Here is a 23,722-nt window from a genome sequence, read left to right as displayed (position 1 = left end):
TTATTTCTCATCTGAATCAGAAGCAGAATGTGCAGCAAGATTTATTGCCCAAAGTTCTAATTCTTCCCGAACAAACATCGGCCGTTTCCCAAGTGGATTTCTTGCTTTGGGAAAATTAGGCAATTTAATTAGTTCATAGAATTTAGTAGTTCCAACACCCAAAAATTTCTGGGCTTGCTTTGGATATAGAAATAGTGGCTCTTGTTTCATAATGTTTCTCCAATTTAAAATTAGATCTCTTCTTTACAAACCTTCTCAAGGGCTCGTAAGGAACATTATGAATTAAGGCTGCCATGATAAAAATTCCTGACAGGCTGATAATTAGGGGGCTGTCAGGAATGGATTGGATTAAACGTTTGAAACCCTAGTGTTTATTAAATTTAGAATGCCATTTATAGATGGATCATGAGGATCGAAAATGAAAGACAGTGCCGTGTTTTTATTCGTATTAAACAAGTCAACAAAGTCGCCATCATTAAATATATAATGGTTTCTATTTATTTTACCATAAGCATGATCAGTGATTATTTTGATAAAATTGCTTAACTGGGTTGGTTTTCCATTTTCTTTAAGTCCTATTTTCTTCCCAATCCAAAATAAACTATTGATGGCATATCGTTCGAAGTATTCAGGAGAGTATTCGCTACCTCTTTTAAAACTGATATCATTAAACGCTTCAAGATATTCTTGCAGCTCTTCTAAATAAGATAAAAGCCTATCCATGTCTGGCAATTTAGACGTCATAAAACACATGAAAGATAAACTTGTTTTTGGCCAATTTTTAAATGATTTTTTTATTTGTTTTATTTCCTCAATTTTATCTTTAACTCTTGTTTTTTCCTCAGGTAAATCACATTGCATACACCACCGAGATAACGATAAGGCTCTATGCCATGGTCTAATTAAGATATTTACAATCTCAGCAGGAAGTGAACCGATTCCTAGAAGGGATGAAAGTTTTTCTTGAATACTCGCATTCTTATCAGAATATTCTTTTATATAAGGTAACATACCTTGTAAAATCTTCTGCCCAAATTCAGTATTATCTAAGGCGTCATCAGCTTCACTTAGTGATGTAAATTTTTTAATAATTGAACTCATTAGATTACCCCTTTGCTATTAACATGTACTAATGTTTTTGTATTGCTATCTAACCACTCGCTATACCACGTCATTAGCTGCCGTCTCTCCTGTTTAAAATCAGCACGTAAGTAAACGCCTCTAACACCCTGTACTTTATGAGCAAGCTGAGCTTCAATAGCATCAGTTCTAAAATGGCTTTGCTCATGCAAAACAGTTGAAGCCAAAGAACGAAAACCATGCGCTGTATGTTTGTCTTTATAACCAGCGTTATGTAAAAGCTTGCGAACACTTGCCTCACTAATCGGCTGGGATTTTTTTAATGCTGGTGAGTCGAACAGATATGGCTTAAAACCTGTCATTCGTCTTAATTCTTTCAATAAGCCAAGGACATGTGAACTCAGAGGTACCCAATGAGGCATCCCCATTTTCATTCGCTCTGCTGGAATATTCCATTCGGCACCTTGTAAATCAAACTCGCTCCATTTTGCTTCACGCAACTCCTTTGGCCTTGTGAATAAATGAGCTAATAATTCTATATACAACTTAACAATATTGGTGGATTGGGTATTTCTTAGTGCCAACATCATCTCATGGGCTTCGGTTGGACCGATTGCTGGCTGACTTTTGGCTTTTGGTTTAGGTATTAAAGCTTTCTTCAAGCCAATAAATGGATAGTTTGTTGTAAGTGATGCGCCCGTAGCAAATTCGAAAATAGCTTGTAGCCTTGCAAACAATCGATGTGCTACGTCATGATGACCTTGCATTTCATGTGGATTAATAATGGACAAAAGATCTGCTTTTGTTACCTCATCTATTGGTTTATTACCAATAAACGGCAAAATATCCCGCTTTAGACTTTTTAAATGACGGTTGCGTGCAAATTCTTTCCACGAGCTTTGGTATTTTTGAAACCACTGGTCTGCCACAAACTCAAAGGTTGTTTTGGTTTGTTCATCATCGGCATTTTGTTCTCTAGGGTCAGTTCCTTGATTCACCAAATCTCGATAACCCAAAGTGATACTGCGTGCCTCTGAAAGAGAAACGCTTGGATAGTTTCCAATCGTGATGGTCTGTGGCTTTTTATTCCATTGAAAGCGGAAGATGAATACTTTATTGAGCTTCTTTTTAGTTGGTCTTAATTCTAGGACTAAACCATCACGATCGGTGTGGCGTTTTTTATCTCCAACCTTTAGAGATTTGATATAAGTGTCAGTCAACATTGTACATTACCTCAACTATGCAACGACTTGGAAAGATGAGGTAAAAACCTTACCCAAAATCTTACCCAAAGTGGTCGCGGTTATATGCGAAAAATTACGAATAGTTGAGAAGGATTTGAGAAGAAGAAGTCAATGTTATTTTATTATTTATCAATCAGTTACGTACTAATTTGGACGTTTGCGAATGGTTGCAAATTGTCTAATTGGTGCCCAGGGCCGGAGTCGAACCGGCACGGGATTTAACTCCCGAGGGATTTTAAGTCCCTTGCGTCTACCTGTTTCGCCACCTGGGCTTGTACCTAATGTACAATTTACTGCTTATTCTAACAGATCATGAGCGTGCACTTCTGCACCCATATGTTAAGACAACATGGAGGCTGAGGCCGGAATCGAACCGGCGTACACGGCTTTGCAGGCCGCTGCATAACCACTCTGCCACACAGCCAGTCCTTGGTAAAAAAAAAGCGACCTGCTGTCGCTTAAACTGGAGCGGGAAACGAGACTCGAACTCGCGACCCCAACCTTGGCAAGGTTGTGCTCTACCACTGAGCTATTCCCGCGCCTACGGATTGGAATTTTACCGGAAATAAGCACTCTGTCAACAATGAAAACTAATTATTTTTTGTTGTTAACAATGGCCAAGCAATCATAAGATAAATAACCATGGACCAGATGGTCAAGATTGCCGACAAATAAAGCAAAATAAATCCAAGCGCTCCCCACCAGGACATTGCCGGATGAAATGCTAGCAATAGCACCAATGCTACCATTTGCATCACAGTTTTTATCTTACCAACGTAGCTAACAGCAACACTTGCCCTACTTCCTATCTCTGCCATCCATTCTCTCAGGGCAGAAATAACAATTTCCCGGCCTACAATAATAATAGCCGGCAAGGTTATATAATCCACATCCTTGGCACCGACTAACAGCAGAAGACTCGAGGCAACCAACAACTTATCGGCAACTGGGTCAAGAAAAGCACCGAAGGGTGACATTTGCTTCAATTTCCGTGCCAAATAGCCATCAAGCCAATCCGTAAAACTTGCCATTGCGAAAATAAAAGCGGCTGCAGCGTGAGCCCAAGTGAAGGGCAAATAAAACACCATAACGAAAACCGGAATGAGCACAATGCGCATCAAAGTTAATAAGTTAGGCAAACTGTTTATCGTACTCACTGAGCTCACTTCATCTCCCTCTAAAAGCTTGTTAGCCTATCTAAATTTAAATAACTGGCCAATTGCTGATAATCATCAAACACATTCAATGCCCCCGCTGCAAAGAGTTCTTCTGCCAACTCTGGTTGATGATAAAATTGGACTCCTACGGCGTCCACATTCACAGCCCTTGCCATAACAACATCACTTACTGAATCACCAACCATCAATGTTTGTGACGGCGTTACATTGCATGCTTCCATGATCTCTTCAAGCATTTGCGGGCAGGGTTTTGCAGGAGCCTGGCTTGCAGACCGCGTGACGGTAAAATAAGCATCTAGACCTGAAGCTTGTAAATCCCGCAACAAAGAATGCTGTCCTTTATTGGTTGCAATAGCCAAATCCATGCCTGCTTCTTGTATTTTTTTTACAATGGCCTTTGCTCCTGGATTCAAATAAACGTCCATAGAACGCGATGCCAATGATGCTTGTACTGCCTGCAACAATTGTTGCTGTTTCACAGAAGACAAATGAGGAAATATTTTCTTGATGGTCACAATCAGCCCCATCATCAAATGCTGCCGCGCAAGTGATTCGCTAAACTCACCTAAAGACATGCGTTGAGTTTCAACGGTCAAAATATTTATAATTTTCCCTAAAGTATCTCCAAGTGTTCCTTCCCAGTCGAACACAACCAAACGATAAGGCTTACTCATTGAGTTATTTGCTCCCTAACCGTAGTTTGGCCAGTGTTTGAGTAAATTTCTCATCCAAATCGGCCTGAAAGAAATAAGGTTTGCCATTCAGAGTAAATTGTATTGCCCTGGCATGTAAATGCAATCGCAATTTTTCTCTTTCCAGATCAGCAATAGAAATCACTTCACCGTATTTTTGATCGCCGACAATCGGATGCCCAAGATAGGCGCTATGAACACGAATCTGATGAGTTCGGCCTGTTTTAGGATAAACCTCTACGAAACAAGCCGCTGGAAAATTCTCAAGCAATTTAAATTCCGTCTGTGATGATTTACCTTCATCACTGACAGTAACCATGCGCTCACCGGACTTAAGAATATTTTTCTCAAGTGCCGCATCAACCCGTACCATTTTTTTCCCTTGCCATGGATGCATGAGCAAAGCCCAATAGATTTTTTGGACTTCCCGGGCAGCAAGCAAGGCCTGGATAGCACGTAATACACTGCGTTTTTTTGCAAGTAACAAGCATCCAGAAGTCTCTTTATCCAGACGATGGACCAATTCAAGATAGGACAAATCAGAACGAGTTTTTCGTAACACCTCAATCACACCAAGACTCAAACCGCTGCCGCCATGCACGGCTAATCCCGCCGGCTTATTAACTATCAACAATTGAGCATCTTCAAAAATAATACTTTTTTCCAGACATTGACTAAGCTTTGTGCCAACAAAAAGATCTTTCTTATGGGAAACACGAACAGGCGGAATGCGTACTGCGTCGCCTTTCATAAGACGTGAAGAAGCTTTGACTCTTTTTTTGTTAACACGTACTTCTCCATTGCGAATAAGGCGGTATATATGGCTTTTAGGCACACCCTTAAGCAATCGCAGCAGATAATTATCCACCCGTTGTCCTTCTTCTTCTGCGCTTATTTCGGTATAGCGAACTTCATTCATTCAACTTCTCATTCAACATAACCACGAATTGTCAATACATTCTATTTTCTATTAGCAATTTTTTTGGTACTATTGTCTATTGAACAGAAAAAAATATTCTGTGACAGAATTATAATGCAAAACAACTACAAAGTTTACCGGCTGATAAAACAATAACATTATCGGCTATTTTAAAGAAAACAAGACGCGCTTTCCTTAAGTAATGACATAAGGAAGCAACCCAGTACCAGAGCCAAATTGAACATAAACTCATCAGATACCCACGCATGGCAAACATGCAGCAATATGAAGCGTGTACCTTATTACAAGAAGGTAATATGCGTGTGGTCTGCCATTAAGAGTATGCCTGTAACTTATTTTATTACACGAAAAAATGGAGCATCAAGACTAAAACAGCCTCCATTTGCGGCGAATCACTCGTTCTATTTAACAACTCTTAACATCATGTTAGAACAGTTCATCACGTGCGTTGTACCTAAATGGATTACAGGAAGAAACGTAAGGCTTATCTGCAAATTCGCCAGGCTGATTATTCCAAACAGGATGATTTTTATGAAGCGTATTGCTGCTTACCAAAAAACATAAGCGCAATAATCATAAAAATAAACCAGTAATATCATCCATGACAGAATTTGTATAACTATTTAAGGTTTTGGGTCATGCTTAAAACGACAACCTTTCACTGTCTTTACTTGAGTGTCTAGCGCCCTATGCAATGGGGTTTAAGATGGAAAAAATGCTAATAAATGCAACACAAACTGAAGAAGTGCGTGTTGCCTTGGTAAGAGACAATCTATTATTTGACTTGGACATTGAATGTCCTACAGAAACAAAGAAAAAAGGGAACATCTATAAAGCAACCGTAACTCGCCGTGAACCAAGTTTGGATGCGGTATTTGTTGAATACGGTGCTAAACGTCAAGGTTTTCTGCCATTAAAAGAAATCGCTCCTGAATATCTAAGTAAACATCCGGATGAATTTGGCGCTGAGAAGCCTTCGATTACCACGCTGATTCGTGAAGGACAGGAATTGCTTGTGCAAGTGGATAAAGAAGAGCGTGGCAGTAAAGGAGCAGCGCTGACCACGTTCATCACCTTGGCTGGATGTTATCTTGTTTTAATGCCGAACAGCCCACGATCCGGTGGTATATCTCGCCGCATCGAAGGCGACGATCGCAATGAGTTGAAAGAAACCCTAAATTCTTTGCAAATGGATGAAGACATGGGACTTATCATCCGTACCGCTGGCGTAGGCAAAAGTCAAGAAGAGTTGCAGGCCGATCTTGATATGCTGCGCAATCAATGGCAAGCCATTAAAAACGCATACAATACACAGCTTTCCCCTTGCCTTATCCATCAGGAAGGCGATGTAATCATCCGTTCAATCCGGGATAATTTACGTAAATCAATTGGCGAAATCATCATTGATGATCAAGTATCTTATGTAAAAGCCAAGCAATATATTGAACAAGTCAAGCCTGATTTTCTACCAAATCTCAAGCTTTATAAAAGCACCATCCCATTATTTAATTTCTATCAAATTGAAAGCCAGATAGAAACTGCATATCAACGAGAGGTCCTTTTACCATCAGGCGGCGCTTTGGTGATTGATCGCACAGAAGCGTTGGTTTCCATCGACATCAATTCGGCAAAAGCAACCAGTGGCTCAGACATCGAAGCAACCGCTCTCAATACAAATCTTGAAGCCGCTGATGAAATAGCACGGCAATTACGACTACGCGATCTGGGTGGTCTGGTCGTTATTGATTTTATTGATATGAATTCAAGTAAAAACCAACGCGATGTGGAAAATCGACTTAAAGAAGCTCTTAAAGCGGATAGAGCTAGAATTCAAGTTGGCCGCATATCACGATTTGGCTTACTGGAAATGTCGCGGCAGCGTTTACGACTGTCACTGGGCGAATCAGCGCAAGAAGTTTGTCCTCGCTGCGAAGGTCGAGGTACAGTACGCAATATTCAATCCCATAGCTTATCCATTATTCGACTGATAGAAGAAGAAGCATTAAAAGAAAAAACGGCAGAAGTACAGGTACAACTTACCCCGGACATGGCCACTTTCATCATGAATGAAAAGCGGGATTTCATCATCAATATCGAAAAACGCCATGATGTAAATGTTCTTATTATTGCTAACCCTTACTTACAATCACCACATTACAGCATTACGCGGCGTAAGGAAGATAACGTCGGCAAAACAAGAAAGCCAAGTTATTCTCTTATACAACAACCAGAAGTTGATGTAGCACGCCCTGAAAAACAAAGTGCAAATCCGGACCAACCGATCGTTAAACCTTACGAAGGCAAACATCAAATGGCAACCACAAAAGAATCCGGGTTATTGCAACGCTTATGGAATTTTTTGTTTGCAAACACCACGGAAGCAGATAAAAACGAGCCGCCTCAGTCTGAGAAAAAACAAAGCGACTCATCGAAGAAAACGCAGAAAACGCATTCATCGTATCAATCCACTTCAAAGCGAACAAAACAAAGCAGCAGCCAGTCAAGTTATAAACGGCGCTCAAGCAGCCACTATCAACACCGTAATTCTGGAGGCAATCGTAAGCGTTCAAGTTCTGGACAACATCATGCAGAAAAAACAAGTGGCCAAATTATTCCACTTAATGCAGAATTATCAAAAAAAAAAGCACCCAGCAACAAAGAGCCGAATGAAACCTGAGATAAACAGTTAGGATCCTATGTTATGCAGCACAGTAAAAACTGCATAACCTAAGTTAGGCTAGATAGGCTATAGTGCTACAGTAGAGCTTCGTAAGAAGCCTACTGTAACATCCATCTTTGAGTAATAAATAAACATGGCAACTCTTTCTCCCCAAACATTGACACTCTCTCTTGCTCCGTTTGTACTGGCTTTAGCCTTAGCAATGGATGTGTATGTACCGGCCATCCCCAAACTAACTCAGCTGTTTCAAGTTTCCGATGGCATTATGCTGTTAACCTTAAACGTCTTCATGTTTACTGCAGGAATCATGCAATTGGTTGTCGGGCCTCTGTCAGATCGTTTTGGACGAAAAAAAATCGCTTATCTTGTCACCTTGTTATTTGCACTTGGTTGTGTTTTATGTGCCGCTTCTTCAGGTCCAAAATGTCTTATTGTTGGCCGTATCATCCAGGCTGTCGGAAGTTGTGGCATGATGGTGCTTGGTTTAGCAATTGTAAGAGATTGTTTCCAGGGAAATAAAAGCGCAACCATCTACAGCTATTTAAATGGTATTATTTCTTTCTCACCGATGTTTGCTCCTTTTATCGGCAGTCATTTGGATATTTATTTTGGTTGGCAAATGACGTTTTTAAGTTTGCTCTCCATTGTATTTTTCTCATTGGTTTCATTACATTTTTTCTTGCCGGAAACTCTGCCAAAAGAGAATAGAATTGATTTTTCCTTAGGCAAAACTTTAAAAGAATATAAAGAGATTTTTTTAAATCCTGTCTTTGCAATTTATAATCTCGCCACCTGTTTTGGTTTATCTTATCTCTATTTGTTTTGTGCCCTATCCCCTTATTTAATCATTCGGGATCTGCATATTCCTGAATCTCAATATGGTTTTTATTTCTTTTATATGGGGTTATCCTTTTTTATTGGCAGTGTGCTCTGCAGTCAAATTGTTGAGCGGCTCGGTGTTTACCGTACTTGTCTTCTTGGTTTTTTTATTACACTCATCGGTGGCTTTTGGATGGTGGGTTGGTATATTTCTTCCGATCTAACATTACACGGATTTATCTATCCTATGCTTTTGATAGGCATTGGAGGAACATTCTGCATGGGTGCAGGCAATGGCGGACTGATGTGGCCTTTTGCCAAACATACTGGAGCCGCCGCAGCACTCGGTGGCACCTTACGTTTTTTATTTGCTTCACTCACCGGCATGGCAATCATCCATAATGATGTAGCCAGTACATTGCCACTTGGAGTACCGGCCATTTTGTTTAGCGTGCTTGGATTTGCTTTATTTCTTGTTTATAAAAATAAATTAGACTTTATGCCAGGTAAAGATCCAGAAGATCATGGCAGGCTAGTGAATATACCATAATCATCAGAAAGTCATGCCTGGTTTTTCGTGCGATATCCAAGTTTTTGATGTGCTTCCGAACTAACGTTCTTCGCGAGAGCGTAGTCCTGTGGCAATTGGCGTTACTCCAATATTGGGATTAACCCCACAGTCATCGAGCAATTTTAATAAATTGTTGCCTTTTCTGGTTAAGCGCTTGATGCAATAGATATCAAGATAACTTTGTAATATATAATAATAATCTGGCAGTGTCAGAATGGCCAATATCTTTTCGGCACGTTCTACATCGTGCAAATTACTATAATCACATGATTGAAAGAGCACCGCTGCCAGCATTGAAGCAAAGCTTGCTTTACGTATTGGACCCGCCAGGTAAAATCGTTGGATGCATTCATCCAGTGCCCTGTCTTTATCCCATTCCACCCACGTTTGATAAGTCTCAAGCGCTTCCTCATAAGAAAACTGTTCAATCGATGTCAACTGTTGCAGTGCATACGCGGCCGGGATGACAGCTTGAACATTTGCCCATGAACAATTCCCTGAAACTTGAGAACTCATCGGGATTTTTGCAATCGGCATTAGACCCAATTGTTGATTAATCACTTGATGAAAATAGCGGCGAGATTGCTTCTTATAAAGAAATTCTTGTAAAAAATTAACCGTTAAAACCTCCGGACGCGTGATACGATAAATGTTAACGCTTCCTTCTTTTAAGCTATTTTCACCACGGTCAATTTTAGCCCACCATTGCTGATACCGCACAAAGCACATAGCATGGCCTCGGCTTGCTGCCGGAAGAATAAGCATCGGTGATTTTAGCAACTCCCTCAAACGGCTAAGATCTTCTTCCGCTAAGCTCACATGATGTTGGAATTTTAATAGCTCATCTGCCACCGAAAACGCATCCATGATGGCATATAAATAGGGAAAATGATGGCGCAGATGTCGAGTTGAATAACTACTGGTAAAACGCCGTAATGCATCTTTCACAACGGCAACCGTAAACTCAAGAATGAATCCTTCGTAATCAAGTTCAATAAATTCTTCTTGAGCATTGACAATATCAACGTCACCCTGCAATTCAAAACGATGGCCAAGTAATTTGCCATAAATAAAATCAAGGGCAAAATCAAGTTTTGCCCCAAACTGATAGAGCAGATGCTTCAATTGACTTTGCCCACGTAAAACGGGATACACTAAAACCGATAAGCCAGAATGGGTATAGACATTTGGGTTGGCGCCGTTTTGCAGTAATAAGCGAGATAATTTTAAATCATTATTATCTACAGCCCAATGTAAGGCAGTACGCCCAGTCACATCGGGCTTATTAATATCTACTCCACGCGCGAGCAACTGCTCAGCAATAGCAGACTGGCGGGTTATCGCAGTTTCAATCAGCGGCGTAAAACCATATTCATCAATATCATCCAGCGATTCACCAGCACGCAGATAATGATCAAAATCCGGCATACGACAACTGATGATGTCATTCGCAATGGTCATTTAGGGACCTTGAGGCTTAGGTGCATTGGTAAACTTAGGCATATTACCCAAACGCAGTTGTTTTTCCATTTCCTGCTCACGCCGCTGATTATCATATTCACGTCGCGCTTCAGTATTCAGGGGGGGTTCGGGGTTCAAATTCGGATCGACACCATCAAAACGCTGGCTATCCAACCATGGATTTTGCATGATCGAATTTTGCAATTCACCTTCAGGTGCAACCTGTTGCTCTTCATCATGATGCTCACGTGCATTCACCCGTGCTAGATGACGATGACCCTGCTGTTCTTGCAAACGGCGTTCACGTTCCATGGCACGGGTTTCATCGACCAAATAAGAAGTAGAATCCCCCGAATCAGGCCAGTCTTTACTGCGACGCCTGCGACCCCCACCGGAACTGCCTGAACGTCCTGAATCGTCTGATTGATCCGATCCTCCAGACTGATCAGATTCATCTGGCCAGGTTTCATCGAGCTGAGGCTTTTTCAAGTATAAGGATTCTTTTAATTGATTCGATCGTTTTCGCTTATTCATAACTCCAAGTATAAATCATAAATACTCTTGCTGCAGAATTTCAGCGATTTGTATCGCATTGGTCGCTGCCCCTTTACGAATATTGTCAGCCACTACCCATAAATTCAAGCCATTGGGGTGGGAAATATCCTGACGAATACGGCCAACAAACACTTCGTCATGACCAATAGCATGTTTCATGGGGGTAGGATATTGTAATTTGGCCGGATTATCTATCACTTTGACCCCAGGAGCTTTTGCAAGTAATTGACGCGCTTCCTCTGCATCTAAAGGCGATTTTAACTCAAGATGAATGGCCTCCGAATGACCATATAATACAGGTACACGAACCGTTGTTGGATTCACAAGAATACTCTCATCTTCCAGAATTTTTCGGGTTTCCCACACCATTTTCATTTCTTCGCGGGTATAGCCATTATTCTGAAATTCATCAATATGAGGCAAAACATTAAAAGCAATTTGTTGTGGATAAACCGACGGTTTAATGGGTCGACCATTTAATAATTCACCAAGCTGCGTCGTTAACTCATGAATCGCTTTTTTACCCGTACCAGAAACTGCCTGATAAGTCGCTACATTAATGCGAGCGATACCGACTGCGTCATGCAATGGCTTCAATGCCACGACCATTTGAATGGTTGAGCAATTTGGATTGGCAATAATGCCACGCTGAGTGTATTCTGCAATGCAGTGGGCATTGACTTCAGGCACCACTAATGGAATATCATCCTCGTAACGAAAGCATGAGGTATTATCGACCACCACACAGCCAGCAGCAGCGGCAATCGGCGCAAATTCTTTCGATACAGAGCCGCCTGCTGAAAATAGAGCGATATCAGCGTCGGTAAAATCAAAATTGGCCAAGTCTTCTACGTCAAGCACCTGTCCATCATATTCCATACTTTTACCAGCGGAGCGTGAACTGGCTAAGAGATAAAGATTGGCAACAGGAAAATGACGCTCTTGTAAAACCTTGAGCAACGTTTCTCCTACTGCACCGGTTGCCCCAACCACCGCTATATTTAATTTTCTGCTCATGATGGCCTCATTTTGAACGAGCGTGTTGTGTCAATTTTTAAATTCTCTCTACGCAACGACGCCATGTTAAGTTATATTTCTGGAAAAAAGCCAGACCCTAATCTATGTGCTTTTTTCAGGATATTCCATAGTTTGTGCTTTGTGTCTTAAAAAATGATCCATCAACACTAAAGCCATCATGGCCTCAGCAATAGGCACTGCACGAATGCCAACACACGGATCATGCCGTCCTTTCGTGATCACTTCAACGTCTTTACCGTCCACCGTGATGGTCTTTCCTGGCTTGATGATGCTGGACGTTGGCTTTAATGCAAGGCTGACTCTTAGGGTTTGTCCAGTGGAAATACCGCCCAAGATCCCACCGGCATGGTTACTTAAAAAACCTTGATAAGACATTTCATCGCGATGTTCGCTTCCTAATTGTGTTACCGCATCAAACCCTGCACCAATTTCAACCCCTTTTACTGCATTGATAGACATCATGGCGTAAGCTAATGTCGCATCCAGTTTATCAAACACCGGGTCACCAAGACCCACCGGTACGCCAGACGCCAGAATCGTAATACGTGCGCCTACCGAATCACCAGCACGCCGCAACTGATCGATATAAGCGGCCAGTTCATCTACCTGATGTTGATTGGGGCAAAAAAAAGGATTGCCATTAATGGCCGCTTTTTCTGCAAAATCAAGAGAAATGGACCCCATTTGTTGCAAATAGCCTGCAATTTCAAGATTCAGGTTACGCTTCAAATAGAGGCGGGCGATTGCGCCGGCTGCCACACGAGCCGCTGTTTCACGTGCTGAAGAACGCCCTCCTCCACGATAATCACGATGACCATATTTCTTATGATAGGTAAAATCGGCATGTCCCGGGCGAAAAAGATGTTTAATATCTTCATAATCACGGCTACGTTGATCGTGATTATGAATTAATAAAGCAATAGGAGTACCCGTTGTACGTCCTTCAAATACACCTGATAAGATTTTAACCCGATCGTCTTCCCGTCTTTGCGTTGTATATTTTGATTGGCCTGGTTTACGTTTATCCAGAAAAGGCTGAATATCGGATTCATCAAGCGGGAAATTCGGAGGACAGCCATCCACAATGCAGCCAATAGCTGGTCCATGGCTTTCGCCAAACGTCGTGACCGTAAACAATTTACCAAATGTATTTCCACTCATAAGTTTGCAAAATAATCGTTTAATTGTGCTTTGGTCAAGAGAAAAACCCCATGCCCCCCTCGTTCGAATTCAAGCCAGGTAAAAGGAACATCAGGATAGGCAGCCATTAATGCTTCTTGACTATTACCTACTTCCACCACCAAAACGCCGTGATCACTTAAATAAGCATGGGCATGATGAAGAATTTTTTCAGCAATTGCCAAGCCATTATTTTCCGTTTCCAGCGCCAGTTTTGGCTCATGTCGATATTCATCTGGTAATCGTTCCATTTCTTCCCGCCCAACGTAGGGAGGGTTACTTATAATCAGATCATAGGTATGGTGTGGCACGTCCTCAAAACAATCCGATTGAATCAAAGTCAAAACATCCTGAACGTCATGGCGTTCACTATTAATCTTAGCCACTTCCAAAGCATCAGCAGAAACATCCACCGCATCCACTAAAGCATGCGGAAAAGCGTAGCAACAAGCAATGGCAATGCATCCACTTCCTGTACATAAATCAAGAATTCGGTCTACTTTTTCCTCTTTAACCCACGGAGAAAACTGACAATCAATCAACTCAGCAATGGGTGAACGAGGAATTAGAACCCGTTCATCCACATAAAATTCCAAATCACAAAAATAAGCTTTATGCGTCAAATAAGGCACTGGTATGCGTTCTCTAATTCGCCGTTCTAACTGCCGACATAACCATGCTTTTTCTTCATCGGTCAACCGCGCTTGCAGCAGCATGGGATCCACATCAAAAGGCAATGACAAACTGTCAAGCACCAACGCATGCATATCATCCCAAGCATTATCAGTGCCATGCCCATAATACAAGGCTTCCACATGCGCCTTAGACAGAGCAAAACGTAAAAAATCAATGATGGTTTGAAAATTCTGAGTTACGGTGGAAAAAGAAACAGCCATGGAATCTCCATGAGTGGATTGAGTCATAAATTGTACATCAGTTCAACCAATTTGTCGTTATAGTGACTCGATGATGGATAAGAAGCAATTGTTTTTATTTATCAGGTCTGTTATAAAAATTAACACAGGACTTACGAACCAAATACTTACTTGCATGAAAGGGCCATCGAAATGGATCGTTCAAAACTCGTTTCTTTTAGATATTGGCCTCATGTTATTTCACTCACAGTTATTACCATCGCATATCTTGCCTATCGTTATTTTGCTTATTATAACACCCATACGGATGATGCTTATGTGTCCGCCCACGTCGTGAACATGGCCGCTTTGGTTTCCGGCCCTATCAGCAAGATTTACATAAAAGATAATCAGCAGGTGAAAAAAGGAGATAAATTGCTGGAAATTGATCCACGCCCTTATCTGTATGCCATGCAAAAAACCAAGGCAGATTTAAACATGGCTAAGATTAAATATAAAAATGATAAATTTGCCATCAACGTTGCCGAAGAACGATTCAAACAAAGCCAGGTGATGCTTCGTTTAAGCGAAGATCACGTGAAACGTTATCAAAAACTGCAAAGTAAAGGCGACCTTGCCGAGATAAAACTTTTAGACATGCAAGCAAAAATGCAGGAACAAGCTGCAGTAGTGATGGCTGCTGCACAAGAATTAAAAATTGCTCAGGAAAACCTCGATATCAATGAAGTATTAGCCGCCAAAGCCGCCTATTCTAAGGCTCATTATCTCTACCATCATACAACACTCTATGCTCCGGAAAATGGCTACATCACAAACTTTAATATACGGCATGGCCAATACATTAAAAAAGGTCAAGGATTATTTGCTTTAGTAGAAACAAAATATTGGTGGGTAGTCAGCCGCTACCGTGAAACAGCCATCCGGCTTATCAAGATTGGCGATAAAGCCAAAATTACGCTCGACATGTACCCCGGAAAAACATTCCATGGTCACGTGGAAAGCATTGGTTGGGGAATCAATCGCGTACAGGCCGGAGAAGTCGCACCATCCACCTTGACTTATATGGAGGCTACTGAAGACTGGATTAAAATAGCCCAGCGATTTCCTGTAAGAATTTTTTTCGACGAAATTGATGAAAAATACCCTTTGCGGATTGGAGCAAATGCTACCACCACAACCTATCGATAACCATGATCAATTTCCCCTTCATTCCAAAGACTATTGAAAATAGGGCTGCATTACGCACGTCTATCAGTGCGCTGGCCGCTGTATTACTGGCTTTTAAACTGCATTTGGATACCCCTTATTGGGCAGGAATGACGGTTATTATTGTTTCAAATCTCTATACAGGAAACATCATTGATAAAGCATTGATGAGAATGGCCGGCACAGTTGTCGGTGCTTTTTTTGGATTTTATCTTGCTGCCTATATTGCAAACAGCTTTTTATTATATTTACTCACCTGTTTTCTGCTGGTGTTCTTTTCAGTGTATTATTTCAATATCAGCCGGTATGCTTATGCCTTCTTGCTCTTTGGCCTAACTGCATTTATTGTTATAACACAATTAACCATCAACCCCGATAATGCCTTTTATATTGCGATTTGGCGTTCGGCCGAGATTCTATTAGGTGTCGTTGTCGCAGCCTTCGGCGCCTACCTTCTTTTTCCAAATCATATTCACGACAGCTTTCTGCAACAAACGGCTATCATTTTTACTTGTTTTGCAAAAGAAATAGACGAGATAAAGCAGCTTGTATGTCATGGCTCTGACTCGCTTGTGTTGATTTCCAAAACCAATTTGACGTTAAAAAAAGAATTGAATAAAGCCGCTGAAATGATTAATTTTATGCGTCATGAAGCCGGAATAACCAGAACGATACTAGACAAACGACGTGCTTTCATTGATTTACTGCGCCATCTTGCCCGCCATTTCAACTATTTTGTTTATTCTCAACGTCATGAATCACCAAGCTCTATTTCTGTCTGCCAGGATTTGCCAATTTCGGCGGTGTTTAATGCGCTGCAGCAAGATTTAAATACACTAAAAACTGCATTTTTCCACAATGAAGGTCAAGCTAATATCCTGTTAACCCACCAAGCGCTTACCGCTTTAGACGCGGCGCTCCTAGACCACCATCCGAAAATAAAAGGCAATATTAAATTTTATTATCAACTCCGCCAATTTCTCGAACAAATGAAGGAAGTTTTAGGTTATCTGAATGCATTATTGATTAATCAATCCGTCGTTGGCCTCTCTAAAAGAAGGGTATACAGCAGAACCAAACGATTACAAACCGATCCAGACATCATAAAACATAACATTAAAGCTGGTCTGTCCGTTACATTGGCCATGCTAATATGGTTAATTAGTCAATGGCCAGGAGGAATAAATGGGATCATCAGCAGCATTGTGATCTCAATCCGCAAGAATATTTTTGAAATGAAAAATATTAGTATTTACCGCTTATTTGGCTGCCTATTAGGTGGTGGAGCCGCACTGACTGTTTTGTTCATCATCCCACTGAATTTATATGACTTTATTGTCCTTTTGTTTTTCTTGATATGGGCATTTAGTTATTGTTCATTTAAATATCCAAAATACGCATACATCGGCTTACAAGCAAATATTGCTTTGGTTATTACTTTAGCCCAGGGAGGTGGACCCCCCATCTATTTAGCTCCCCCACTAGAGCGTCTTGGCGGCATTATCATTGGCATTATTGCCAGTTTTATCGTCGCAAACAGTCTTTGGCGTACGGATGCCATAACCATGCTGCAAGGACGTTTACAAAAATTAAACCGATTATTGCTCTACAATTCACGGCAAATTCTGATGCCTGATTCAAAGGCGGCACTTCATGATCCAACTGCTTTATTTTGGACTTGCCGCAGCCTGCTTGAATTACTTACTTATGAACATTTAAACCCAAAAAAACAAGCCCTTCTTGCATCGCTTAAAGAACAATTTGCAAAGTTGGTATTTATTCAAGCCATTATTACGCAAGTGGATACCGCCATCAATCAGGCGGAAGCCCATGCAACTGGTATAACATTAAACATTAATCTTAAGTCTTACGAATCCTTGGTTAAAGAACTCTACGAAGAAACCAATCTTGACCATAGAAAACATTTAATTCAGCACATAGAGAGTGAACTGGATCTCATGGAGAATAAGTTGCTTTATGCCGGCGAACCTGCCAATAAGCAAATCTTGAATTTACTGGCTTATGTTCATGCACTGGGCCAACTGGCACGAAATTCCTATCTTTCTACTTAGAACCTGTCTTCATAGTCTAACTACGCAGGGCTAAAAGCCTAGCGACTCTGAAGACAGGTTCTAAGAGCAGACTATCCTTTTCACGGCTGCAATGCACGTTGCAACCCATTTTTTTGCGACAGGAATAGGATCACAGCACTTCCAGCCAACCCTAAAATAGCCAGCACCATTGGTAATACCGCCCCCACGTGGGCAATGATTCCAGTAAAAATCGAAGTCAAACCAAAACAAAGCGCCATAATTGACCCTGTAACCCCCATGACCCATCCTTGCTGCTCGTCATTCACCTGATTGGAAAATAGGGTTAACAAGACAGAGTAAGCCACAGACAGACTCATGCCTATCAATAAGGTAGCGCCCCAGGCAATCCATTGCTGACTGCTAAGCAGTGTCACCATAACGAAGGTGGCAGTCAGCAGCAGCCCATATACGACGATTCCATCAAAGGAAAAACGCTGAGTACAAAAGTCAACGATATAACCACAACCAATGCTAAAGCCAACACCCATGACTGCAAGAAAAAAAGAATTTTGCATGGCCGAATAATGATACGTTTGTAGTAAGTAAAGTGAAATAAATGAAAAATAATTTGACCAGCCAAATATCATAACCAATAAAACAATCGAGTATGTTTTAATGGATGGATGCTTAAATGCCGAAATAAAAACATTTACTGCATGATGCCAGCGTATCTGAATTTTATCCTGGGCTTTAACAAACGTTTCTTTAAACGTAAACTGTAAAAACAGTGCATTAAATAAAGACAATGCGGCAGAAAAATACATTGGTGTTTCAAAATTAAACCATGAAACCAATTGCTCATTTGATAATAAGCCACCAAAAATGGGACCAAATACAAAACCGAGTGAAACGGCCAGCAAAATCAAGCCAATATTGCGAGCTTTTTGCTCTTCCGTGCTCACATCCACAATAGCAGCTTGAGCAATTGGCTGACTTCCTGCCGTAAATCCAGCGATGATACGCCCTGCCAACAGCAAGGCAAAACTGTGAGTCAAAATAGCAATGGCCGATATTAGATACCCTAAGAAAGAACCTATCAAACAAATCATTAACGATTTTTTACGCCCCACGCTATCTGAAAGATCACCCAAAATAGCCGCGCCGAAAAACCAGCAAATCATGAAAATGCCAATGGTTAGGCCGTAAAAAAAATCACGTAAGCCGATGCTGATATCCTGAGAAAGGAAACCTGCTTGCGGGTCAATGAGGATTGTATTCAGGATGGGAAATAATAAACCCAACCCCATGCCATCAATAAACAACACTAAAAACAAAGACAGCATAGAAGATAATGACTTCGATTGATGCATGATAATTCGCTTAAGAAGAACTTAAATAAATCTATTTAATTTTTTAACCATTACACACATGATTTATGCGCATAATGAGAAACCTTTGAGAATAAAACTAGAAATATGTTCAAGTGTTGTATTGTATCATTATATGAATACTAAAGAAAATTTCCTTTCAGAACTTACAAAAAACTCCCATCTCTACGTTAAAAAGAAATTTTGATTCAGTCACTTAGTTAGTCTAAACTTTCTCATCAAAATTTCTTTTTGCCTTGACCTTGGGGTTTTTCGTAAGTTCCGAGCTTTTTTTACTTTCTAATGAGGCAGTAATGCCGCCCACAATAACCAACACAATGCCTCCGATTTCCCATCTATTCGGCGTATTCCCCCAGATAAACCAGTCGAGTAGCGCAGAAAAAATGATCACAGAATAAATATAGGGACTTAAACGAACCGCAGAGGCATGTTTATAAGCCATTGTGATAAACAGTTGTGATAATGCCATCATGATGCCGATAGCGATCAAATAACACCAGGGTAATAACGTGGTAGGCATTCGCCAATATAACAAAGCCAAAGGTAAAAATATAAGCGTAGATAAAGAAAAATAATAAAATAGGATTCTTATAACTGGCTCGGTCGCTCGCAACCAGCGAACTGAAAATAAAGCGAATGACATTAAAATAGCACCAATCAATGCGATAAAATCTTGAGGATGAAAAAAATCCTTTCCTGGTTGTAATACCAAAATAACTCCGATAAACCCAACTAAAACACCTGACCAGACTTTTGAGCCAACCTCTTCCTTAAAAAAGAAAAAGCCTAATACTGGCATCCAAAGTGGTGCGCTGTAGAGCAACAAGGTTGCATTGGTTAATGAAATCACTGGTATCGCTAAAAATAAGCAATACCATGCCGCCGAACCAGTAAATGCTCTAAAAAAATGCATGCCAATTCGTTGAGTCTTCAGTTGACGAATGCCGCTATACAAAATAAAAGGAAGAATTAAAATGACACTTACAAAATTCTGAATAAAAACAACAACAGCCGTTGAAGCATAGGAAGAAACCGCTTTAGCAAGTGCGCCCATAAATGACAAACATAAAAAACTTAATAATGAAAATAAAATACCTAATGCAATGGTTTCCCCATGATTAAACTTTGTTTTTCCGGCGTCCTGATGAACTTTATCGTCCACACCAAATTTCATTGCCATAGTATGAAACTCCTGTAATACATCCATTAAATCCCTACAAAAAATTACCCGCACAAGAGATTATGATGTGAAAGGCAAGATATAATCAGCTTTAAAAAAATAACATAGTATCTGCCTAAGCACTATACTTATATCAACACTTATATTGTCTATACAGCCATGTCTAAAGATTACTTGTCTGATGAAGAAAAAGCATTGTTTCGTCAGGCAATGCATAACGTTAAACCACTGAACCCCTCCACGAATCGTACAATAAAACATCGTGCGGTTATCCCATACGCGCCCAAAAAGCCGGCCGAGGAACCATTATCTTGCTCCATTTATCTCTCAAGTCAATACAGTGAACCAATGACTACGAATGCCATATTGTCTTATTGCGAACCAAGCTTTTCTCGTAAACGCTTTGCACAATTAAAGAAAGGACAAATTCGCTGGCAAGCCCATTTGGATTTACACGGGTTGTCGATAGAATCTGCCAAAGCTTCATTAGGTCATTTTATCATGAAACATTACCAACTTGAGAACCGCTGTCTTTTGATTATTCATGGGAAAGGAGGTCATTATGGAGAACCACCTGTGTTAAAAAGTTATGTAAATCATTGGTTGCGGCAAATGCCGCAAGTGATGGCGTTTCACAGTACCATCCCGCAGGACGGCGGCACAGGCGCCGTCTATCTTTTGCTTAGACGACTCAACCGGATGGAATCAATTTAAAATGATGTTTGTGGATTGAATTTATCGTCATAAACCCTTACTATTTGCACTAAATTTTGAATCATAAGACCATGAGTAAACAAGCGATCATCATAGGAATTGCCGGTCCTTCAGCTTCCGGTAAAAGTTTGTTGGCCAACACAATTGTAAATGAGTTAGGTTCTGATCAAGTCGTAGTCATTTCCGAAGATTCTTACTATAAAGACAATAGCCACCTCCCGTTCGTTGAACGTGAAACAATCAATTATGATCATCCAGATTCCTTTGATCATGCCTTGTTGTGCGAACATTTACGCCGCTTACAGCAAGGAGAATCAGTAGAAATTCCAATTTATTCTCATTCCAAGCACATCCGCTTGGCAGAAACACGTTTTATTGGTCGCCATACTATCATCGTTCTAGAAGGCATTTTATTATTCAGTGATAAGGCCTTACGTGAAATCATGGACATCCGTATTTTTATGTCAGCGCCATTAGATGTATGCTTAAGCCGTCGCTTACGGCGTGATGTGGTTGAGCGCCATCGCTCATTTGAATCCGTGCTGCATCAATATGAAACAACTGTGCGGCCCATGTATTTACAATTTATCGAACCATCAAGCCGTTATGCAGATTTAATCGTTCCTCGAGGTGGAGAAAACCGCATTGCCATTGATATGATCCAGGCAAAAATGCGCGAGCTGCTGGCAACACATACCAAATGACTTAGAAAGGAGGTAAACGTGGGATTTTTAAGCGGAAAAAAAGCGTTAATTGTTGGTCTGGCCAGTAATCGCTCCATTGCCTATGGCATTGCTAAAGCATTTCATGAGCAAGGAGCAGAACTTGCATTCACTTATCAAAATGAAAAATTAAAGGAACGGGTGGAGAAAATGGCGGCAGAATTTAATTCCAGCCTCACCTTTCCTTGTGACGTGGCTAGTGATCTTGAGATTCAAGCCGTATTTGAACAACTAGGAACCCATTGGGATAAACTGGATATTCTGATTCATTCTGTGGCTTATGCGCCGGCCGATCAAATCAGCGGTGATTTTATTGAGCATGCCAATCGCGATGGCTTCCGGATTGCTCATGACATCAGTGCTTACAGTTTAGTAGGCTTGGCAAAAGCTGCTTTGCCAATGATGCAAGGCACTGAGGGCGCTCTGCTGACCTTAAGTTATTTTGGTGCAGAAAAAGCCGTGCCAAATTACAACGTCATGGGCATTGCGAAAGCAAGTCTTGAAGCAGCCGTTCGCTATCTTGCAGCCAGCCTTGGACCTCGCGGCCTTCGAGTAAACGCCGTTTCGGCAGGACCTATTAAAACGCTTGCGGCAGCCGGCATCAAAGATTTTCGTAAAATTCAAAACGCTTACGCCAGTATTACACCACTTAGACGAAACATCACCACAGAAGAAGTCGGCAACACGGCCGCTTTTTTGTGTTCACCCATGGCGTCTGGCATTACCGGCGAAGTGGTGCATGTGGATGCGGGCTATCATGCCGTATCAATGGCCGATTTGGGCGAATAAGGTTAGATGTTTTTAGTTTTTTGCCAGGCGATCTAGCCTGGCCAAGGCTAAAATCCCCTAAGCTCCGGTTCCAGCGATGAAGCTGGAGGTGCAGAAGGAACTGGTGATACAAACGTGGTGTAGCGGGGCGGCAATGGAGCAGGCTGATACAGCCGCGGTTCACGAACAACAGGAACAGCTGTCTGGGTAAATGCATCGCTTCTGCAATTAAAATGCATCTCACCCACCTGTATTTCTTTTAGCTTACCGCTTTTTAATTTTCTGACTTGATTTAGAATCTCCTGAATCATTTGACCGCGATCACTGAACAATCGATTTAACAGAGAAGGAACCGGTTTATCTTCCATTTTTGCCCGCAGTGCAACTATGGCACATTTTACCTTAACAGGATCAATGCCTTTTTCTACTAATTTCTTTTCTTCCGCCCCAGTTAACGAAAATCGATGCGGATCTTGTGGATCCAAGGCATCCTCATTGGATTTTTTAATGAAATATTGCTGAATTTTATCGGTAAGGAAACCACCCGCGGCTGCGCCCACAAGTGTTAGAGTAATCACACCAAAAATCACTAACCCCACTGGATTAGCAATGCCTGCCGCTAAAGCCAGTGACGTCAGGGGTGCTGTCAATAAAGCGGTCGTCAATAAGCTTGCCGCAACACCGCCGGCAACCATGCCCATCAGGTTCAAACCAGCTTGCAGCCAGCCTTCGCTATAACAAAAGCGCTCAATGCTGTCCATTGCTTGACTAAGTATATAATACAAAGCTACAAAGGCCAATGCGGCCGCGAGTAATGCTAACGCAATAACTAATAACAGTGCCAACACACTGCCTTCGTCTTTTTTTCTTTCGCTTGCATGAGGATGATGGTGCGAATGAGAAGGATAATAACCAGGTCGGCGATGAGGATAAGGGTAATAATAAGGCCGAGGAGTTAATGAATTTAGCAACAACCACGTAAAGAGCACGTCGTTACTCGAACTATAATAACGAGAATAATGATGATGGTGATGAATAACAACCCTTGGTGCACTACCGCTCTGAAAGAATCCTGGTAGGCGCTGTTCTGATGGTAATCCCCTATATTGCGGACAAGCATAAAAAAAAGTATTTAATACTGTGTAAGCTTTTTGATGTTCGGCTGCTTCTAACTGGCGTAATGGGCTATCAGAATAATTTAATGTGTAATAGATACCATTATAAAGCTCATTATAGATTTCATCAGGTTGCATCGGAGGTTGGCGCTTAACGCAATCATCATAATGACGCGCAAGGCCAAAATATAATTCCGCCAACTGGCGATCGGTTAATTTTTTCGCAGGCATCAAATGCTCCTAGGGCTCCAAGTACCTGCGCATTATATGATCTAAACGAAAAA

At 41.2% G+C, this 23,722-nt stretch carries 20 protein-coding genes, 3 tRNA genes and 1 pseudogene; 7 read left to right on the top strand and 17 right to left on the bottom strand.

The window, feature by feature from the left end; all coding sequences use genetic code 11:
- The 9 genes from E1O52_RS00615 to E1O52_RS00575 form a co-directional block, all read right to left on the bottom strand.
- Positions 1 to 210: a helix-turn-helix transcriptional regulator gene (locus E1O52_RS00615; protein ID WP_133126808.1), complete on the bottom strand. Its 210-nt coding sequence runs from the start codon at positions 208 to 210 to the stop codon at positions 1 to 3.
- Between the two features lie 138 nt (positions 211 to 348).
- Positions 349 to 1,101, bottom strand: coding sequence for a hypothetical protein (locus E1O52_RS00610; protein WP_133126807.1), 753 nt, complete (start codon positions 1,099 to 1,101; stop codon positions 349 to 351).
- Complete coding sequence (locus E1O52_RS00605) at positions 1,101 to 2,303, bottom strand: tyrosine-type recombinase/integrase (RefSeq protein ID WP_133126806.1); 1,203 nt, start codon at positions 2,301 to 2,303, stop codon at positions 1,101 to 1,103. The genes E1O52_RS00610 and E1O52_RS00605 overlap by 1 nt, the downstream gene beginning before the upstream one ends.
- 204 nt (positions 2,304 to 2,507) lie before the next feature.
- Positions 2,508 to 2,596, bottom strand: a tRNA-Leu gene (locus tag E1O52_RS00600).
- A 78-nt stretch (positions 2,597 to 2,674) separates the two neighbouring features.
- Positions 2,675 to 2,748 (bottom strand) — tRNA-Cys (locus E1O52_RS00595).
- 40 nt (positions 2,749 to 2,788) lie between these two features.
- A tRNA-Gly gene (locus E1O52_RS00590) sits at positions 2,789 to 2,863 on the bottom strand.
- 51 nt (positions 2,864 to 2,914) lie between these two features.
- On the bottom strand, positions 2,915 to 3,481 hold the full coding sequence (gene pgsA / locus E1O52_RS00585) for a CDP-diacylglycerol--glycerol-3-phosphate 3-phosphatidyltransferase (protein ID WP_133126963.1): 567 nt from the start codon (positions 3,479 to 3,481) through the stop codon (positions 2,915 to 2,917).
- A gap of 20 nt (positions 3,482 to 3,501) precedes the next feature.
- Entirely contained in the window at positions 3,502 to 4,176 is a 675-nt protein-coding gene (locus E1O52_RS00580) for an HAD family hydrolase (protein ID WP_133126805.1), read from the bottom strand.
- 4 nt (positions 4,177 to 4,180) lie between these two features.
- Complete coding sequence (locus tag E1O52_RS00575) at positions 4,181 to 5,113, bottom strand: RluA family pseudouridine synthase (RefSeq protein WP_133126804.1); 933 nt, start codon at positions 5,111 to 5,113, stop codon at positions 4,181 to 4,183.
- 727 nt (positions 5,114 to 5,840) lie between these two features.
- Here E1O52_RS00575 and E1O52_RS00570 point away from each other — a divergent pair.
- Positions 5,841 to 7,811, top strand: a complete 1,971-nt coding sequence (locus E1O52_RS00570) for an Rne/Rng family ribonuclease (protein WP_133126803.1) — start codon at positions 5,841 to 5,843, stop codon at positions 7,809 to 7,811.
- Positions 7,812 to 7,947: 136 nt separating this feature from the next.
- Complete coding sequence (locus tag E1O52_RS00565) at positions 7,948 to 9,183, top strand: multidrug effflux MFS transporter (protein ID WP_133126802.1); 1,236 nt, start codon at positions 7,948 to 7,950, stop codon at positions 9,181 to 9,183.
- 60 nt (positions 9,184 to 9,243) lie between these two features.
- On the opposite strand, the gene ankH is transcribed toward E1O52_RS00565, so the two are convergent.
- The 5 genes and pseudogenes from ankH to prmB form a co-directional block, all read right to left on the bottom strand.
- Complete coding sequence (ankH, locus tag E1O52_RS00560) at positions 9,244 to 10,665, bottom strand: Dot/Icm T4SS effector AnkH/LegA3 (protein WP_133126801.1); 1,422 nt, start codon at positions 10,663 to 10,665, stop codon at positions 9,244 to 9,246.
- Positions 10,666 to 10,998: pseudogene (locus E1O52_RS00555) on the bottom strand (Smr/MutS family protein); the annotation flags it as partial.
- Between the two features lie 216 nt (positions 10,999 to 11,214).
- Positions 11,215 to 12,237, bottom strand: a complete 1,023-nt coding sequence (locus E1O52_RS00550) for an aspartate-semialdehyde dehydrogenase (protein ID WP_133126800.1) — start codon at positions 12,235 to 12,237, stop codon at positions 11,215 to 11,217.
- 102 nt (positions 12,238 to 12,339) lie between these two features.
- A complete protein-coding gene (aroC, locus tag E1O52_RS00545) occupies positions 12,340 to 13,419 on the bottom strand; it encodes a chorismate synthase (RefSeq protein WP_133126799.1) in 1,080 nt (359 codons plus the stop codon).
- Entirely contained in the window at positions 13,416 to 14,333 is a 918-nt protein-coding gene (prmB, locus tag E1O52_RS00540; RefSeq protein ID WP_133126798.1) for a 50S ribosomal protein L3 N(5)-glutamine methyltransferase, read from the bottom strand. Before prmB ends, aroC begins: the two co-directional genes overlap by 4 nt.
- 171 nt (positions 14,334 to 14,504) lie before the next feature.
- Here prmB and E1O52_RS00535 point away from each other — a divergent pair, with 171 nt between their 5' ends.
- Together E1O52_RS00535 and E1O52_RS00530 are read left to right on the top strand one after the other, a co-directional pair.
- Entirely contained in the window at positions 14,505 to 15,500 is a 996-nt protein-coding gene (locus E1O52_RS00535; RefSeq protein ID WP_133126797.1) for an HlyD family secretion protein, read from the top strand.
- 2 nt (positions 15,501 to 15,502) lie between these two features.
- Positions 15,503 to 17,590 carry an FUSC family protein gene (locus tag E1O52_RS00530; RefSeq protein ID WP_133126796.1) on the top strand — a complete coding sequence of 696 codons (2,088 nt, stop codon included), beginning with the start codon at positions 15,503 to 15,505 and terminating at the stop codon, positions 17,588 to 17,590.
- Positions 17,591 to 17,670: 80 nt separating this feature from the next.
- Here E1O52_RS00530 and E1O52_RS00525 read toward each other — a convergent pair whose 3' ends face one another.
- Together E1O52_RS00525 and E1O52_RS00520 are read right to left on the bottom strand one after the other, a co-directional pair.
- The gene (locus tag E1O52_RS00525; protein WP_133126795.1) at positions 17,671 to 18,921 is read right to left on the bottom strand and encodes an MFS transporter; all 1,251 of its coding nucleotides are present in this window, start codon (positions 18,919 to 18,921) and stop codon (positions 17,671 to 17,673) included.
- A 223-nt stretch (positions 18,922 to 19,144) separates the two neighbouring features.
- On the bottom strand, positions 19,145 to 20,119 hold the full coding sequence (locus E1O52_RS00520; protein ID WP_165474659.1) for a DMT family transporter: 975 nt from the start codon (positions 20,117 to 20,119) through the stop codon (positions 19,145 to 19,147).
- A 159-nt stretch (positions 20,120 to 20,278) separates the two neighbouring features.
- Here E1O52_RS00520 and E1O52_RS00515 point away from each other — a divergent pair, with 159 nt between their 5' ends.
- The 3 genes from E1O52_RS00515 (at position 20,279) to E1O52_RS00505 (ending at position 22,344) form a co-directional block, all read left to right on the top strand.
- Positions 20,279 to 20,833 (top strand): Smr/MutS family protein, encoded by a 555-nt coding sequence (locus E1O52_RS00515; protein WP_133126793.1) that lies wholly within the window; start codon positions 20,279 to 20,281, stop codon positions 20,831 to 20,833.
- A 71-nt stretch (positions 20,834 to 20,904) separates the two neighbouring features.
- On the top strand, positions 20,905 to 21,537 hold the full coding sequence (gene udk / locus E1O52_RS00510; RefSeq protein ID WP_133126792.1) for a uridine kinase: 633 nt from the start codon (positions 20,905 to 20,907) through the stop codon (positions 21,535 to 21,537).
- 18 nt (positions 21,538 to 21,555) lie between these two features.
- Positions 21,556 to 22,344, top strand: a complete 789-nt coding sequence (locus E1O52_RS00505; protein WP_133126791.1) for an enoyl-ACP reductase FabI — start codon at positions 21,556 to 21,558, stop codon at positions 22,342 to 22,344.
- Positions 22,345 to 22,391: 47 nt separating this feature from the next.
- Here the strand turns inward: E1O52_RS00505 and E1O52_RS00500 are convergent, their stop codons facing one another.
- Positions 22,392 to 23,669 (bottom strand): hypothetical protein, encoded by a 1,278-nt coding sequence (locus tag E1O52_RS00500; RefSeq protein WP_133126790.1) that lies wholly within the window; start codon positions 23,667 to 23,669, stop codon positions 22,392 to 22,394.
- Positions 23,670 to 23,722 lie beyond the last annotated feature (53 nt).

Origin of the sequence: Legionella nagasakiensis (assembly GCF_900639915.1) — a bacterium.
In the GTDB taxonomy this organism is placed as follows: Bacteria; Pseudomonadota; Gammaproteobacteria; order Legionellales; family Legionellaceae; genus Legionella_A; species Legionella_A nagasakiensis.
Note: the sequence above shows the minus strand (reverse complement) of the source record. Positions and strands in the feature narration are given on the sequence as shown.